Annotated in this window: 15 protein-coding genes; 7 read left to right on the top strand and 8 right to left on the bottom strand. The window is 70.9% G+C overall.

All coding sequences use genetic code 11. The annotated features are described in order from the left end of the window. Nucleotides 1-13 precede the first annotated feature (13 nt). Together ACZ6SA_RS41710 and ACZ6SA_RS41705 are read right to left on the bottom strand one after the other, a co-directional pair. Entirely contained in the window at nucleotides 14-526 is a 513-nt protein-coding gene (locus tag ACZ6SA_RS41710; RefSeq protein ID WP_465834539.1) for a DUF1097 domain-containing protein, read from the bottom strand. Between the two features lie 34 nt (nucleotides 527-560). Next, nucleotides 561-1,295, bottom strand: coding sequence for an SDR family oxidoreductase (locus ACZ6SA_RS41705; RefSeq protein ID WP_443156676.1), 735 nt, complete (start codon nucleotides 1,293-1,295; stop codon nucleotides 561-563). Between the two features lie 118 nt (nucleotides 1,296-1,413). Here ACZ6SA_RS41705 and ACZ6SA_RS41700 point away from each other — a divergent pair, with 118 nt between their 5' ends. Continuing rightward, nucleotides 1,414-2,127, top strand: a complete 714-nt coding sequence (locus tag ACZ6SA_RS41700) for a TetR/AcrR family transcriptional regulator (RefSeq protein WP_465834537.1) — start codon at nucleotides 1,414-1,416, stop codon at nucleotides 2,125-2,127. 245 nt (nucleotides 2,128-2,372) lie between these two features. Here ACZ6SA_RS41700 and tgmC read toward each other — a convergent pair whose 3' ends face one another. From tgmC to ACZ6SA_RS41675, 5 genes are all read right to left on the bottom strand, one after another. Beyond that, complete coding sequence (gene tgmC / locus ACZ6SA_RS41695) at nucleotides 2,373-3,503, bottom strand: ATP-grasp peptide maturase system methyltransferase (protein ID WP_465834535.1); 1,131 nt, start codon at nucleotides 3,501-3,503, stop codon at nucleotides 2,373-2,375. Continuing rightward, on the bottom strand, nucleotides 3,500-4,492 hold the full coding sequence (gene tgmB / locus ACZ6SA_RS41690; protein ID WP_465834533.1) for an ATP-grasp ribosomal peptide maturase: 993 nt from the start codon (nucleotides 4,490-4,492) through the stop codon (nucleotides 3,500-3,502). The genes tgmC and tgmB overlap by 4 nt, the downstream gene beginning before the upstream one ends. Before the next feature lie 12 nt (nucleotides 4,493-4,504). Next, complete coding sequence (gene tgmA / locus ACZ6SA_RS41685; RefSeq protein ID WP_465834531.1) at nucleotides 4,505-4,753, bottom strand: putative ATP-grasp-modified RiPP; 249 nt, start codon at nucleotides 4,751-4,753, stop codon at nucleotides 4,505-4,507. A 212-nt stretch (nucleotides 4,754-4,965) separates the two neighbouring features. Then, nucleotides 4,966-6,375 (bottom strand): MFS transporter, encoded by a 1,410-nt coding sequence (locus ACZ6SA_RS41680; RefSeq protein WP_347649320.1) that lies wholly within the window; start codon nucleotides 6,373-6,375, stop codon nucleotides 4,966-4,968. A gap of 129 nt (nucleotides 6,376-6,504) precedes the next feature. After that, nucleotides 6,505-7,116: a TetR/AcrR family transcriptional regulator gene (locus ACZ6SA_RS41675; RefSeq protein ID WP_347649319.1), complete on the bottom strand. Its 612-nt coding sequence runs from the start codon at nucleotides 7,114-7,116 to the stop codon at nucleotides 6,505-6,507. 133 nt (nucleotides 7,117-7,249) lie between these two features. Between ACZ6SA_RS41675 and ACZ6SA_RS41670 the strand changes: the two genes are divergently transcribed. The 4 genes from ACZ6SA_RS41670 (at nucleotide 7,250) to ACZ6SA_RS41655 (ending at nucleotide 10,915) form a co-directional block, all read left to right on the top strand. Continuing rightward, nucleotides 7,250-8,110 (top strand): SDR family oxidoreductase, encoded by an 861-nt coding sequence (locus ACZ6SA_RS41670; RefSeq protein ID WP_347649318.1) that lies wholly within the window; start codon nucleotides 7,250-7,252, stop codon nucleotides 8,108-8,110. 106 nt (nucleotides 8,111-8,216) lie between these two features. Continuing rightward, a complete protein-coding gene (locus ACZ6SA_RS41665) occupies nucleotides 8,217-8,993 on the top strand; it encodes a MerR family transcriptional regulator (RefSeq protein ID WP_465834528.1) in 777 nt (258 codons plus the stop codon). After that, a complete protein-coding gene (locus tag ACZ6SA_RS41660) occupies nucleotides 8,990-9,511 on the top strand; it encodes a hypothetical protein (RefSeq protein WP_347649316.1) in 522 nt (173 codons plus the stop codon). The genes ACZ6SA_RS41665 and ACZ6SA_RS41660 overlap by 4 nt, the downstream gene beginning before the upstream one ends. Before the next feature lie 105 nt (nucleotides 9,512-9,616). Then, nucleotides 9,617-10,915, top strand: a complete 1,299-nt coding sequence (locus ACZ6SA_RS41655; protein WP_465834526.1) for a hypothetical protein — start codon at nucleotides 9,617-9,619, stop codon at nucleotides 10,913-10,915. 53 nt (nucleotides 10,916-10,968) lie between these two features. Here ACZ6SA_RS41655 and ACZ6SA_RS41650 read toward each other — a convergent pair whose 3' ends face one another. Beyond that, entirely contained in the window at nucleotides 10,969-11,682 is a 714-nt protein-coding gene (locus ACZ6SA_RS41650; RefSeq protein WP_465834524.1) for a DJ-1/PfpI family protein, read from the bottom strand. A 380-nt stretch (nucleotides 11,683-12,062) separates the two neighbouring features. On the opposite strand from ACZ6SA_RS41650, the gene ACZ6SA_RS41645 reads away from it, so the two are divergent. Together ACZ6SA_RS41645 and ACZ6SA_RS41640 are read left to right on the top strand one after the other, a co-directional pair. Then, nucleotides 12,063-13,286, top strand: a complete 1,224-nt coding sequence (locus tag ACZ6SA_RS41645; RefSeq protein ID WP_465834522.1) for a cytochrome P450 family protein — start codon at nucleotides 12,063-12,065, stop codon at nucleotides 13,284-13,286. Between the two features lie 64 nt (nucleotides 13,287-13,350). Continuing rightward, on the top strand, nucleotides 13,351-14,196 hold the full coding sequence (locus ACZ6SA_RS41640) for an alpha/beta fold hydrolase (RefSeq protein WP_347649312.1): 846 nt from the start codon (nucleotides 13,351-13,353) through the stop codon (nucleotides 14,194-14,196). Nucleotides 14,197-14,299 lie beyond the last annotated feature (103 nt).

Genomic DNA, 14,299 nt, shown 5'->3' with positions numbered 1-14,299 from the left:
CCGGCTGCGGCCGCTACGTGGCGAACCGGTGCTGCAGCCGCTGGCAGGTGAAGCCGGCGACGGCCCCCAGAGCGGTGCCCGCGACCAGGGTGAGCAGCCCGGGGAGCACGTGCTCGGGCTCCGCGGCGAAGAAGGTGACCAGGCCCACGAACCACGCGAGCATGTTGTTGACGACGGGTGTCGTACGCAGGCCGACCGCGACGGAGGCCAGGACGAAGACCCCGAGTGGCAGCGCCAGGGCGCCGGCGAAAGGCGTGGCCAGCCCCACGATCGTGTGCCCCAGCACGGCGAGCGCCATGCCGAGCCACAGGCAGATGACGGCGTGGATGCCGAGGCGGACCGAGGCCGGCCGGGTGAACCACGCCACCCAGCCCGCGAACATGACCCAGGCCTCCAGGCCCAGGGCGGTGCTGGTGTAGGCGGCTACCGCGGCCACCACGGCCGCGATGGCGGTGTAGGTGACGAACCGGCCGGTGTCCTGCCGGTCCACGGCGTGCTGCGCTGCGGTCCTGATGTGCGTCTCCACGGTGGTGGTCCCTTCTCGATGGCTGCGTGCGACGTCAGGCGGCGCCGCCGTTGGCGAACACGATCTGGCCGTTGATCCAGCGGCCGGGCCCGGCGAGGAAGGCGACGAGCTCCGCGATGTCGTCCGGGGTGCCGAGCCGGTTCATCGGGCTCAGGCCGGCGATCCGGTCGATGATCTGCTGGGACTTGCCTTCGAAGAACAGCTCCGTGGCCGTGGGGCCGGGCGCGACCGCGTTGACCGTGACGTCGCGGTCGCCCATTTCCCTGGCGAGGATCGGGATGAGCGCCTCCACCGCGCCCTTGGTCGCGGCGTACGCGCCGTAGGCCGGCAGGTGCAGGCGGGTGACGCTGGTGGAGAAGGCGACGAAGGCGCCGCCGGGTCGGATCCGGCGGGCGGCCTCCTTGGCCGTGACGAACGTGCCCCGCACGTTGGTGCGCAACTGCCGGTCCAGCTGGGCCAGGTCCAGCTCCCGGATCGGTTGCAGCGCCATGATCCCTGCTGCGTTGACGACGACGTCGATGGGGCCGAGGCGCTGCTCGACGGTGTCGAAGGCGCCGGCGATCGCGTCCTCGTCGGCCACGTCGGCCTGGAGCGCGATCCCGCGGGCGCCGGCCGCCTCGATCTCGCCGACGGCGGCGTCCGCCTCTTTGGCGTCGGAGGCGTAGAGGACGGCGACGTCCTGGCCCGCCGCGGCGAGCCTGGCGGCCACGGCGCGGCCGATCCCCCGCGAGCCTCCGGTGACGATGGCGGTACGTGATGCGGTGTCCATGAACATTCCCCTTGCTCAACTGCTAACAGAAACAAGTTAGCACTGTTGCTAAGTCGATAACAAGATGCTGTTAGCACTTGTTTTATCGGTAAGGGTGAACGCCTGTTAGCATCGCTACATGGCTAGCTCGAGCAAGCGGGACACGATCCTCGACGCCGCAGCGGACCTGCTGGCGCGTGAAGGCAGGGACGCCGTCTCGACCAGGGCTGTCTGCAAGGCCGCCGGCGTGCAGGCGCCCATCCTCTACCGGCTGTTCGGCGACAAGCAGGGCCTGCTGGACGCCGTGGCCAGCCGGGGGCTCACGTCGTACATCGCGGAGAAGCGCCGCATCACGCCCAGCGGAGATCCCGTGGACGACCTGCGGCGCGGCTGGGACGCGCACATCGGATTCGGTCTCGCCGAGCCCGCCCTCTACTCCCTGATCTACGGCAGCTCGCGACCGGGCGCCGAGCCGGAGGGGGCCAAGCAGGCCGCGGAGATCCTCGCCGGGCTGGTGCACCGCGTCGCCCTGGCCGGCCGGCTCCGCGTCCCGGAGGAGCGGGCGGCACGTGTGATCCACGCGGCCGGCCGTGGCACCGCGCTGGCCCTGATCGCCACGCCTGAGGCCGACCGCGACATGGAGGCCGCCCGCATCGTCCGCGAAGCCGTCATCCACGCGATCACCGAGCCCGCCCCGGCCCCCGATTCCGCGCGGGCCGGCTCCGCGCGGGCCGGGGGCGATGTCGTGGCTGGCGCCATCACCCTGAAGGCCGCCCTCGGAGACCTGAAGGTCCTCAGCCCTTCCGAGAGCCAGCTGCTGGGCGACTGGCTCGACCGGATCATCGAGGGCTAGGCGCCGCCGGCTCCGGGGCAGGGCGAGCGCGGCCCTGAGGCGTGACGTGCGACTGCGACGTGCTCGCCGTCCCGGGCTGCGACGTCCGGCTCGTCGTCTACACGGTGGCCGCGGGCTCCGCCGACGCGGAGAAGCTGGAGTTCCCGCGGGTCACGAACGGTGTCCCCACCCACGGTCATGTCCCTCCGCCCTCGCCTCCAGCTCGGCCAGGTCGAGGGCTCGCCGAGCACAGCCGGCCCATGGGCCTATGCGGGAAGCCGCCAGTCAGGCCCGCCAGGCGTCCCCAGCCACACGCGCTGACTGTCCGTACTGACCGTGAGACCGAAGCCGGACTGGTGCGGGCTGCCCGCGCCCTGCCACGTCAGAATCGCCTCCTCGACCGCGTCCCAGAGCCGGAGCGGGCCGTGCTGGTAGACCGTCCAGCCGCCTGCGGGAGCCGGCTTTGTGTCAGCCCGTGATCCTGTGCCCACATCGAGCAGGATGGTGGTGTCCTCACCCCAGGAACACTGCGCCTGGGGAGCGGCGAGCTGGGCCACCCACAGGGCCGTGTCATTCCGGAGGATCGCAGGGTCGATCCTTGACGGGCGGGCCTGGCCGATGCCGGTGATGATTGGCGGGCGCGGCGGTGCCAGGTGGGTGCGGGCGGCCATGAAGCATAGATCGTCCTCCAGAAAGCGGCCACTGGCCGTACCGTCGTCCGCCACGGTGAGATGCGCGAAGGCGACCCCGCCCATCCAGCCCCACATCGGGGTGGTAATGGTCCCACCGCTTCGAACCTGCCACAGCCACGGCAGCGGGATGATCCTCACCGAACATGTAGAAATCACCTTGTCGTATGCGGCGTTCGCGGCGTAGCCGTTCATACCGTCTCCCACCACGCACGTGGGGGCGTATCCGACAGCAGAGATCGCCTTCTCGGCCCTGGCCGCCACCATGGGATCGTATTCGACCGTGGTCACCGCCTTCTCGCCGAGCCGCGCGCACATCAAAGACGTCGAGTAGCCGGTACCGGTGCCGATCTCCAGGACCTTGTCACCCTCACTGATGCGAGCCGCCTCCAGCATCAGCACGACCAGACTCGGAAGCGTGGAGGAAGAACCCGGCTGCCCGACCACGACGTCAGGGGCGTTCTCCGCGAGAATCCCGCCGACCTGGGTGACCCACGTCTGGTCGGCGTAGGCCAGGCTCAGCCAGTCGTCCTGACCCATCTCCGCCCGCCGGACGGGGACCCACCGATCGGCACGATTCCCATCAGCGCGATATACGGCCTCACCGAGAAACGGCTCGCGGGGCACCCTCCGCAGTGCCTCACGCCAACCTGGCGACCCTAGGCGGGCGGCCAGGGCGAGCCGTAGTTCCGTGGCCGTGTCGCTCATCGCCACCATCCTTCCGTGAGCACGTCAGCGAAGGCGCGCGCTATCGCGTCGGAGTCAGGCAACCATCCCCACTGCCCGTTCGGGTTGCACTCGATGAACGTCCACCCCTCCGACGCGGGATCGTGCGTGTCAACAGGCTCCAGAGCGAAATCGAAACATCCGAATGCCAGCTCGAAGCCGTCGAGATAGGCATGCAGCGCCCTCGTGACAGTTTCGGGAACGGCGATGGGTTCGTGAACCAGCTCATCCCAATTGCCGCGCCGCCAGTCGAGAGCTCCGTCAGGCGTGGTGATCCGGCTCGCGAATACTGATCGCCCAACCACGGTCACCCTGGCGTCCGCTGTCTTGTTCACCTCCCGCTGGAACATGTGGGCGGTCAGGGAAACCGAATCGTCAAGGTCCTCTGCTCCGATGCGCTGCGTCCATATAGCGGCCGTATTGCCCTCTGCCGGACTCGGCGCTCCCCGGAAGGATTTATAGATGACGGGACTGTATTCAGTGGCGAACTTACGAGCCTGCGCCAGATCATTGGTGATCAGAGTGACCGGAATGGATAGGCCCTTTTGAGCGGCCATGTGCAGCTGAGCAGGCTTGTAGTCCGCGCGGGTGACGGAGACAGGGTGGTTGACATACGTAGCGTTGTGAAGACTGTTCAGAATCCCGCCGAGCCCGTGTCGAGCCTCGGTGGCGGCGAAGTCCCGAGCCTGCCGGGGCAGGTGGGAGAAGCGGGCGGCGTATGGGGTGGGGCGGCGGTAGTACACCGCCCCGATCTCGCCCATGGCGATGTCTCGGCTCGGTGTCCGGAGACGTCCTTCCCACTGCGTCCGGCCATCTCCCATGCATGCGCCGAACATGAGGCCGGAACCGATGTCGGCCGGGTCTACACGCGCGACGCGTGCCTGCCGCTCATTCAATGCTTCGATGACCCGGTTCGCGGTGACGTCTTCCGGCGATGTGATCACCAGGATCACGTTGGACGAGATCGCCATCTTCCCGCCTGATCAGCTGTCGTTCTGGCTGTCGTCGGCGACCTCGGCAGCACCACCCGAGCCGTCCCCGCCTCCTCCCTTGGATTTCGTGACAGTCGTACCCATGTGTAGCGGAAGGATTTCCCCGTTCGCGTTGTAGAAGCGACTGACCTGGGTCGCGGGGTCGAGGATTGCTCTTTCGTACCACGGACCTTCTTCGGGGCCGTTCACCGTTATCCGCCCCAACCCCCAAGGTGTACGAAGATCCGCGCGTGTGCTCATTCAGCCACCTCCGTGAGAAGCATTTGGCCAAACTTTAGCGCTCCGATGCCGACGCCGTCAGGCGTTCGTCTCGCTCAAACGGTTGCACACCTTAGGATCAAATAAATACCGAAGAGCGTGCCTTTGGCCCGCGCGAGGTGCGGCCGTCCTTCTTGGGATGCATTCCGAGCCGCATGGTCATGCGAATGCAGGTCTTTTCGTGGGGGTCTTTGTCAGGTCGGGCGGGCCCTGGCGGCACGCCGTAGCACCAGGCTGATCAGGATCGCCGACGCCATCGCGGCCGTCCCCGCCCAGGCGGCGGTGGTGTAGCCGGTCTCGGCGGGGAAGGTGGCGCCGGCGCCGGTGTGGGCGGCGAGCACCAGCCCGGCGAGCGCGCTGCCGATGGAGAAGCCGACGCTGCGCACGACCTGGTTGACGCTCATCGCGCTGGAGGTCTCCTCCGGCGGGACGGCGGCCAGGATCGTGGCCGCCATCGCGGCGGAGAAGACGCCGACGCCCACCCCGAGCAGGCCCATCACGGCGAACGCCAGCCACAGCTGGCCGCGGGCCAGCGCGAACACCACGAGCGCCGCCAGGACCACGCCGCCACCGCCGGCCAGGACCGTCATGACCTGGACCCGCCCGCGCAGCCGGGGCACCAGCTTGCCGCCCGCGAAGCCCAGCACCGAGAACGGCACGAGCACCAGGCCGGCGACGAAGACGTCCACGCCGAAGCCGTACCCGGCCGGCTCGGGTGTCTGCACGTAGCGGGTGACCAGGGAGAGCAGTAGATACATGCCGACCCCGCCGAAAAGCATGATCACGTTGGCGCCGGCCACGGCGGGGTGCCGCAGGAGGGACAGGTCCACCAGCGGGGCGGCGCACCGGCGTTCGCGCAGTACCCAGGCGGTGAGCAGCACGGCCGCGGCGACCGGCAGCGCGGCGGCGAGCGCCGGGTACCCGGTCCACAGGGTGGTCTGGCTGATCGCCAGGGACAGGGCGACGAGACCGGCGCTGAGGAGCGCGGCCGCGGGCACGTCGACGGCCGCCGACCGGCCAGGAGGCGGCTGCGGCACAGCCCACCAGGCGGTGGCCAGCGCGGTCGCGGTGATCAGCAGGCCGAGCCCGTACGCCACCCGCAGCCCGGCGACGGAGGTGAGGAGCCCGGCCAGCGGGTAGCCGATGCCGATGCCGGCGGTGGACGCCACCGACAGCAGCGCGATCGCCGCGCCGGAGCGTTGCCCCGGCAGGTGGTCGCGGGCCACGCCCATCATCAACGCGGGCAGGCCGAGGCCGGCGCCCTGGGCGACCCGCCCGGCCAGCAGCCAGCCGAACGAGGGCGGCACCACGGTCAGCAGGCTGCCGGCCACCACCACGGCGAGAGTGAAAAGGACGACCCGGCGCCTGCGCGGCCCGGCGCCAAGACGCCCGAGCACGGGGGTGGCGACCGCCCCCACCAGGAGCGGGGCGGTGAGCGTCCACTGCGCGGCGGCAAGCGAGACATCGAACTCACCCGCCACCTCGGTGATCAGCGGTGCCCCCAGGCTGCCCACCACTGCGACGACCAGGGCGATGAACATCAATGAGGGCACCAGTAACCGGCCCTCGGCCCCCGGCAGGGACTCGTGTGCGGTGCTGGTCATCGGCCGCCTCGGTCGTGTCGTCGACGCGCCGCCGACCTCACGTCTCGCTCCGGACGTTGGCGCGCCGACGACCTTACCCTGTCGGCGGCTTCCATCCGCTCGCCGAGCCCGTCCCGGACGGCGTACGACTCAGCGACGCGGGCGCAGCCCGTTGAGGGCGGTCTCGACGACGCTGTCGGCATAGCCGGGGGTCAGCCCTCCGGCGCGCTGGAGCCAGCGGTTGAGCAGCGGCCCCCAGATCATGTCGACGGCCACGTCGAGGTCGAGGTCCTCGGCCAGTTGCCCGGCCCGCTGGGCGCTGCGCAGCCGCCCCTTCTTCAGCTCTCTCATCGGGCCGTCCAGCCGTTCGGCGTAGAGGGCGGCGAGCGCGGGATCGTGGGTGATCTCCGTGTTGAGGGCGCGCATCGGCTCGTCGTAGCGCGGATCGTTGAGCTCTTCGATCGTGGCTCTGAGCACCGCCTTCAGGTCCGCCTCGAGATCGCCGGTGTCGGGCAGGGCGCTCGCTTCGCCGTCCGGCTGCTCGCTGAGCATGAGGAAGGCGTCGAAGAGGACCGCCCCTTTGGAAGGCCACCAGCGGTAGATCGTCTGCTTGCCGACACCGGCTCGCGCCGCGATGCCCTCGATGCTCAGCTTGGCGTATCCCACCTCCTGCACCAGCTCGAAGGCTGCGGCGAGGATGGCCCGCCGGGAGGCCTCGTTCCGGCGGGGCGCAGGAGAGGGCGACTTGCGCTGCGTCGTCATGCCGTCAACCTAACAAATAGAGACGAGACGGTCCGTATTGACTCGGCGAGAGGGGAGCCTGTACTGTCCTCGCAAGACGAGACGGATCGTCTCGTATCGTACGGAGCACACAACCCCGATCGGAGTTCCGCCCATGCACACCCCGGAAACCGTCACCACCCGCACCTGGTTCATCACGGGAGCCAGCCGCGGCCTGGGCCGGGCGTTCACCCTCGCGGCGCTGGAGCGCGGCGACCGCGTGGCCGCCGCCGCCCGGACCATCGCGCGCCACGACTTCGACGAACGCTACGGAGACCGGCTCCTCACCCTGCCCCTCGACGTGACCGATCGCGACGAGGTGTTCGCCGCCGTCGACACCGCCGTCGGGCACTTCGGCCGGCTCGACATCGTGGTGAACAACGCCGGGACCATGTCCTCGGGCATGATCGAGGAGTTCACCGAGGCCGAGGCGCGCGCCCAGCTGGAGGTCAATCTCTTCGGGGCGATGTGGGTCTGCCAGGCCGTCCTGCCCCACCTGCGTGCCCAGGCCTCGGGCCACATCGTGCAGATCTCCAGCATCGGCGCCCTGGGCGGCTTCCCCAGCACGGGGATGTACAGCGCGAGCAAGTTCGCGCTGGAGGGCATGAGCGAGGCGCTGGCGATGGAGGCCGCGCCGTTCGGCGTCAAGCTCAGCATCGTCCAGCCCGGCGGCTACTGGACCGGCCTCTACACCAGCATGACGACGACGTCGCCCGCGCCCGAGTACGGCCCGTTGCGCGCCGAGCTGGAGAAACAGTGGGCCGAGGGGTCGATCGACAGCGAGCCGCGGCTGGCCGCCGAAGCGCTGATGAAGCTGGTCGACAGCGCGGACCCGCCGCTGCGGCTGCTGCTCGGCAGCATGGTCTACGACCTGGCCTTCGACATCTCCCGCCGGCGGATGGAGACCTGGGCCGGCTGGGAGCAGGTCAGCCGCGCCGCCGAACACGCCGTACCCGCCCCAGGAAGCGCCGGCTGACCACCGGTCCGGCCGCTCCTGCGCCGACCCGCCGTGCCGGCGCAGGCCGACCACCCGCCCCGCCCGGGTGGACCCTCCCACAAGGGGAGACACCATGCTTGGGGGCATGGACGAGGAACTGCTGCCGATCGGGCAGTTCGCCAGGCTCAGCCGGCTGAGCGTCAAACAGCTGCGGCACTACGCCCAGCTCGGGCTGCTGGTGCCCGCGTACGTCGACGAGCACACCGGCTATCGCTACTTCCGGCACGAGCAGGCGCGTGACGCGCTGTCGATCGGGCTGCTGCGCTCGCTCGACGTCCCGCTCGCCGTCATCGCGCAGGTGCTGTCCGGCACGTCCGGCGTCCTGGAGGAGGTGCACGAGCGGCTGGAAGCCGAGCTGGCCAGGCGCCGGTCGACGCTGGCCGCCCTGGAGCGCGTCATGGCGGAAGGCCTGCCGTCCACCCCGGTCACGGTGGTCACAGAACCGGCGCGGCGCGTGGCGGTGCTCACGACGGCGGCGGCGGACCCGTCACAGATCGGCGCGGCCACCTCGGCCGCCATCGCCGGCCTGCTGCGGGCCCGGCCGCCGGACGCCGCTCCCGAGCTCATCGGCCTGTTCCCGCTCGACTTCGGCGAGCCCGTCACCATCACCGTCGCCCTGGTCAGCGAGGAACGGGTGGCGGGGGCCGAGCTCGACGTGCTGCCAGGCGGCCGGTTCGCCCGCGCCACGCACGTCGGTCCCTACGACCAGATCGGGCTGACCGCGTACGCGCTGCTGTCCTGGTGCGCCGAGCGGCTCTGCCCCGTCCGAGGCCCGATCCGCGAGGTGTACGTGTCCGACCCGGCGACCACCCCGCCCGATCGGCTGATCACCCATCTGATGATTCCTCTGGAGGAGCCGTGACACCGAAAGTGGTCCACTGCGGACCCGTCACCTGCCTGAACGTCACCGGGATGGGAGAGCCCGGAGGCGCCGAGCACGTCTCCGCCATCGGCGCCCTGTACGCCGTGGCCTCCGCCATGGGCGGCCCGGCGGGGCCGCTGGAGGGACGCTGGTGGGTGGAGGACACCTCCCGGCCGCCGCTGGAGGTGCCGCGTGATCAGTGGCGGTGGCATCTGACGCTGCCGCTGACCGACGTACCCGAGCCGGGGACGGCCGAGGCGGCGCGCGAGCAGGCCCGCGCGTCCGGTGCGGCCGTCGACCGCGTGCAGGTCGTCACCTTCACCGAAGGCGAGTGCGTGGAGTTGCTCCACGAGGGGCCCTACAGCGAGGAGAAGGCGTCCCTCGACGTGATGGAAGCGTTCATGGCTGGGCATGGTCTGGTGCCCCACGGGCTGCACCACGAGATCTACCTGAGCGATTTCACCGATCCTCGGCCCAGGACGATGCTCAGGCAACCGGTGGCGCCCGCAGCCGGGTGAGCCCCACGCCGGTGACGGCTCTCATCGCGACCGCGAACCTTCCCGGCGATCGCGAAGGAGGGCACCCAGGCCAACCACTGCCGGGTGCGCGGCGTCGTACCAGATGTGGATCTTGCCAGGCGCCGGGGGCTGCGTATCGCGGTCGCGGCTGTCACCCTTTTATTCGCCCTCGGCGCCTTCGACCAGCTGAGGACGCCCGTCCTGCCGATGCCGCAGCGGGCGGTGGCCTCGGTCGAGGAGATCGCCGCGCGCCTGCGCCACTACGTGGACGGCGACGTCACCTACGCCCCCTATGTCACGACCCCGGGCACCCCTCTCCTGCCGTGGTGCTGGCCGGAGAGCATCGACGCGCGGCTGCCGCCCGAAGGCCTGCCCGCCTACAGCGGCAGGTTGCTCCTCCCGGAGATGGACGAGCCGCTGGCGGCGAGATTCTGGATCACCTCGCCGGAGGAGGCGGCCCGCGGGGTGGCCGCGGCCCGCCGCGGCACCGAGGAGTGCGGCCACTCCGACGACGACAGGCTCAGGGACGTGACGGACTTCGACCGCTGGGGGTGGCACGGCGTGCAGGCCCTGGTCACCTCCGATTACTGGACGGAGCACGGCGACTCGGGTGCCGGCGCGACGATCGTGGCCGCGCGTGGCGGGCTGCTGGCCGAGGTCACGTGGGCCTGGCCGTTCGAACCGGGCGGCGAACCGGACCGGCGCCCGCTGCTCCGGGGCACCGTGAAGGCGGCGTCGGTGCTGGCCGCCGTGGGCGGCGACCGCGCCGGGCCGGCACCCGCCGCTGCCACGACGCGGTCGGCTGCCGCCGAGATCGCCGCGGCCCTGCCCCCGCCGTCGGCGTACGGCAGGACCATGACGACGTGGACCAGTCCGGAGAACTCGCTCCACTCGCACGAACTGGCCTGCTGGGACAGCTCCCACGAGCAGATCGCCTACGATGGCGCGCCCGCCGTCACCCGCCGCCTGATCGGCGAGGTCTCCGTCCGCGAGGACGTGCTGTTCCTGCCCGACGAGCAGGCCGCCGAACAGGCGCGCGCCCAGCCGCTCAGCTGGGAAGGAGGCGGCTTCCCGGACGACGACGGCGAGATCGTGCCCTGCCATGCCGGCAGCGGGATGCTCTTCAGCATCGAACCCGTCCTGCAGCCGTTCAACCGGGGGCCGTGGAAGGGTGAAATGAGAACCTTCGCCATCAGCGGCCCTGACCTGCAGCGCCGCACCGACCTGCTGGGCCGTCCCACCCCGCTCGACGGGGTCGCGCACGTCGCCGTGGGCGTGCGCCATGGCACCACCATGGTCCAGCTCCGCTGGCAAGGCCAGGCCGGGACCGGCCCCGCCGCCGCTCTGCGCGCCGGCCGCGCCGCCCTCACCCGCACGCTCGACCGCCTGCCCGGCGGCGGCTGAGCCGGCTCGGACCGCTCCCTCGGCGAGCGCCGTGCCGCTGGCCCGCCGCACCGTCAGGAGCGTCGCCAGACCACGCCGCGCTGTTCGTACTCCATCGCGGCTTCGACCTGGATGCTGATGTCGGCGCCCAGTTCGCGGGTGACCAGCCAGAGCCCCAGGTCGAGACCGGAGGTGATCCCGCCGGAGGTGATGAGGTCGCCGTCGTCGACCACGCGGGCGTTGATGACCTTTCCGCCCTGGGCGGCGAGTTCGGCCTTGGAGGCGCTGTGGGTCGTGCACGGGCGGCCCCGGGTCAGGCCGGCGGCCGAGAGCAGCATGACTCCGCTGCAGACACCGGTCATGATCACCCCTGCCTTGTGCGCCCGTACGACGTTCGCGAGGACCTGCCTGTCCTTGATCAAAGTGTTGATGCCGGGACGGTTGCCGATGCCGCCGCCACCGGGCACGACGAGCACGTCGGCGGCCGTCGGGTTCCACGCCGTCGCGACGTCGACCGTGAGGCCGAGAGCCGCGGTCACCTGACCGGGCGCGCCCGGCTTCACCAGGGTGACCCGCATCGGCCCGCCGCCGGACTGCACGAGACCCAGCACTTCGAGCGGGCCCGCGAAGTCCTGCACCTCCACCCCCTCGAACATCAGGATCTGGACCCGCAGCGGCCCTTCGCGCTTCGGTCGGGACGCGGCCCACGCCGCGGGCGTCGCCAGCGATCCGAGCGCGGCGGCGCCCGTCGCGGCGGCCGATGTCCTGAGAAAACTCCTGCGTTCCATTCGCCAGCCTTTCGAAGTCGAATTCCCGGCCTACGCTTCGAAATGGAACTAAAGGATCGTGTGTCATATGCGGGGTACGCCGTGAAGCTTTCGTGAAGCGTCTCTTCTCGCGAAAGAACATGCAGCCTCAGCGCCTGACCGCTTCACGAAAACTTCACGGTCCCGGTCGCATGCGCCACATGATTCTCGCATTTCATGGCGAGGGCATGAGTGTTCTACGTCACACGCACGGGAGGAAGCCGCCATTCGCAGGGTTTACTCGAACCAGCGTCTGGCCGAAATGAAACGGCACGCTTATCAGAATGTCGTTCTAACCGGCTGGGCGTGGCCGGCTTCCTGCGTGGCCGTGCGGCCCGCTTCCGAAATCTCCGGAGGAAAGCATGGACAACGATCCCTTCGTCATCGATCCCAGCGGTAGCGACGTCCTCGGCGAGGCCGAACGCATTCGCGCGCTCGGCCCGGTCACCCGCGTCGAGATGCCCGGCGGTGTGCGGGCCTGGGCGGTGAGCGACCAAGGGCTTCTCAGGCGCCTGCTCGTCGATCCGCGCGTGTCCAAGGACGCCTACCAGCACTGGCCGGCCTGGATCAGGGGTGAGATCCCCACGGACTGGCCGCTGTTTCCATGGGTGGCCGTGCGTAACATGCTCACGGCGTACGGGCCCGACCATCGCCGGTTGCGCGGGCTGATCGCCGGCGCCTTCACCGCGCGCCGCGTCACCGCGCTGCGGCCACGCATCGAGGCGATCACCGGCGACCTGCTGGACGACCTGGCCGGCCTGCCTGCGGACGGTCCCGTTGACTTACGCGACCGCTACACCCACCAGCTGCCGATCAAGGTGATCTGCGAGCTGTTCGGCATCGCCGACGAGGCCACCCGCGTGGAGGTGTCCCGCTGCGTGGACCTGCTGTTCAACGTGGGGAAGGCCCCCGAGGAGAGCGCCGCGGCCTTTCCGCGCCTGCAGCGGATTCTCAGGGACCTGGTGGCGGAGAAGCGCGAACGACCCGGTGACGATCTCTCCTCGGCCCTGATCGCCGCCCGCGACGACACCTCGCCGCTGTCGGAGGAAGAGCTGGTGGACACGCTGGCGTTGTTCGTGAGCGCGGGCCACGAGACCACCGCCAACCTGCTCGGCAACACCGTCGTCGCGCTGCTCACCGACCCGGGCCAGCTCGCCCTCGTCCGCGGCGGGGGCGCCACCTGGGACGACGTGATCGAGGAGACGCTGCGCCACCAGGCGCCCGTGCCGAACATGCCGCTGCGCTTCGCCGTCGAGGACATCGACGTCGGCGACGGCGTCACGCTGCGGGCGGGCGAGGCCGTCCTCGCCTGCTACGGCGCCGCCGGGCGTGACCCGCTCGTGCACGGGCCGGACGCCGGCCGGTTCGACGTCACCCGCCCGGTCAAGGACCACCTGGCCTTCGGCTACGGCGTGCATCGCTGCCTCGGCTCGCCGCTGGCCAGGCTGGAGGCCGGGATCGCGCTGCCCGCCCTGTTCGAGCGTTATCCCGATCTCGCCCTGGCCGCCGAGCCCGGCGCGTTGCCGCCGCTGGAGTCGTTCGTCTCGAACGGGTACCGCGCCCTGCCCGTCAGGCTCGCGCCCTGATCCGGTGCACGCGTCTCGGCCACCCGGCATCTGGTATCCGTCGCCCTACCACCAGGGAGCATCCATGCCCGCCACCTCCACGCTGCTGTTCGTTCACGGTTTCTGGCACGGATCCTGGTGCTGGAGCGAAGTCGTCCCCCACGTGGTGGCCGCCGGCCGCCTGGCCGTCGCGGTGGACATGGCGGGGCACGGGCTGTACGCCCGCCGGCCCCGCTGGTTCACCGAGCAGCCCTACGATCCAGAGGCCGTCGGCACGGAGGTCTCGCCCGTGGCGAACGTGACCCTCGACGACGCGGCCGGGTTGCTGACGTCGCAGCTCAAGCAGATCGGCGGCGGCGAGCCGGTCACGGTGGTGGCCCACAGCGCGGCCGGCCCCGTGCTGACGCGCGTGGCCGAGCAGCGGCCCGAGCTGGTCGCGCACGCGGTGTACGTGGCCGCGTACATGCCGGCGTCCGGCGTGCCGGCGGCGGCGTACTCGCAGATGCCGGAGGCCGCAGACGGCTTGGCCGTGCCGTTGGTGCAGGGCGACCCCGCCCGGACAGGGGCGATCCGGCTGGACTTCGCCACGGACGACCCGGTCTACCGCCAGCGGCTCTACGAGGCGTTCTACGGTGACGTGGACCGTGCCCTCGCCGACGCCGCCACCGGCCTGCTGACGCCCGATGGTCCGGCCGGCATCATGCTCGGCACGACCACCCTGACCCGCGACGGCTGGGGTTCGGTGCGGCGCACGTACGTCACGTGCACCAGGGACAGGGCGATCACTCCAGCCCTGCAGGCGAAGTTCGTCGCCGAGGCCGACGCGGCCTTCCCCGGCAACCCGACCTCCGTCGTCACGCTCGACGCCTCCCATTCGCCGTTCCTCTCCATGCCCGAGGTGCTCGCCGGCATCGTCACCTCCCTCGGCTGACAGCCGGAAGCGGGGGGGGGGGGGGGGGGGGGGGGGGGGGGGGGGGGGGGGGGGGGGGGGGGGGGGGGGGGGGGGGGGGGGGGGGGGGGGGGGGGGGGGGGGG

Source organism: Nonomuraea sp. NPDC049378, assembly GCF_055586745.1.
Note: the sequence above shows the minus strand (reverse complement) of the source record. Positions and strands in the feature narration are given on the sequence as shown.

Excerpts from the sequence above, each read along its gene's own strand:
- ACZ6SA_RS41705 (WP_443156676.1), bottom strand. The coding sequence starts at position 1,295 with ATGGACACCGCATCACGTACCGCCATCGTCACCGGAGGCTCGCGGGGG.
- ACZ6SA_RS41700 (WP_465834537.1), top strand. The coding sequence starts at position 1,414 with ATGGCTAGCTCGAGCAAGCGGGACACGATCCTCGACGCCGCAGCGGAC.
- tgmC (WP_465834535.1), bottom strand. The coding sequence starts at position 3,503 with ATGAGCGACACGGCCACGGAACTACGGCTCGCCCTGGCCGCCCGCCTA.
- tgmB (WP_465834533.1), bottom strand. The coding sequence starts at position 4,492 with ATGGCGATCTCGTCCAACGTGATCCTGGTGATCACATCGCCGGAAGAC.
- tgmA (WP_465834531.1), bottom strand. The coding sequence starts at position 4,753 with ATGAGCACACGCGCGGATCTTCGTACACCTTGGGGGTTGGGGCGGATA.
- ACZ6SA_RS41680 (WP_347649320.1), bottom strand. The coding sequence starts at position 6,375 with ATGACCAGCACCGCACACGAGTCCCTGCCGGGGGCCGAGGGCCGGTTA.
- ACZ6SA_RS41675 (WP_347649319.1), bottom strand. The coding sequence starts at position 7,116 with ATGACGACGCAGCGCAAGTCGCCCTCTCCTGCGCCCCGCCGGAACGAG.
- ACZ6SA_RS41670 (WP_347649318.1), top strand. The coding sequence starts at position 7,250 with ATGCACACCCCGGAAACCGTCACCACCCGCACCTGGTTCATCACGGGA.
- ACZ6SA_RS41665 (WP_465834528.1), top strand. The coding sequence starts at position 8,217 with ATGGACGAGGAACTGCTGCCGATCGGGCAGTTCGCCAGGCTCAGCCGG.
- ACZ6SA_RS41650 (WP_465834524.1), bottom strand. The coding sequence starts at position 11,682 with ATGGAACGCAGGAGTTTTCTCAGGACATCGGCCGCCGCGACGGGCGCC.
- ACZ6SA_RS41645 (WP_465834522.1), top strand. The coding sequence starts at position 12,063 with ATGGACAACGATCCCTTCGTCATCGATCCCAGCGGTAGCGACGTCCTC.
- ACZ6SA_RS41640 (WP_347649312.1), top strand. The coding sequence starts at position 13,351 with ATGCCCGCCACCTCCACGCTGCTGTTCGTTCACGGTTTCTGGCACGGA.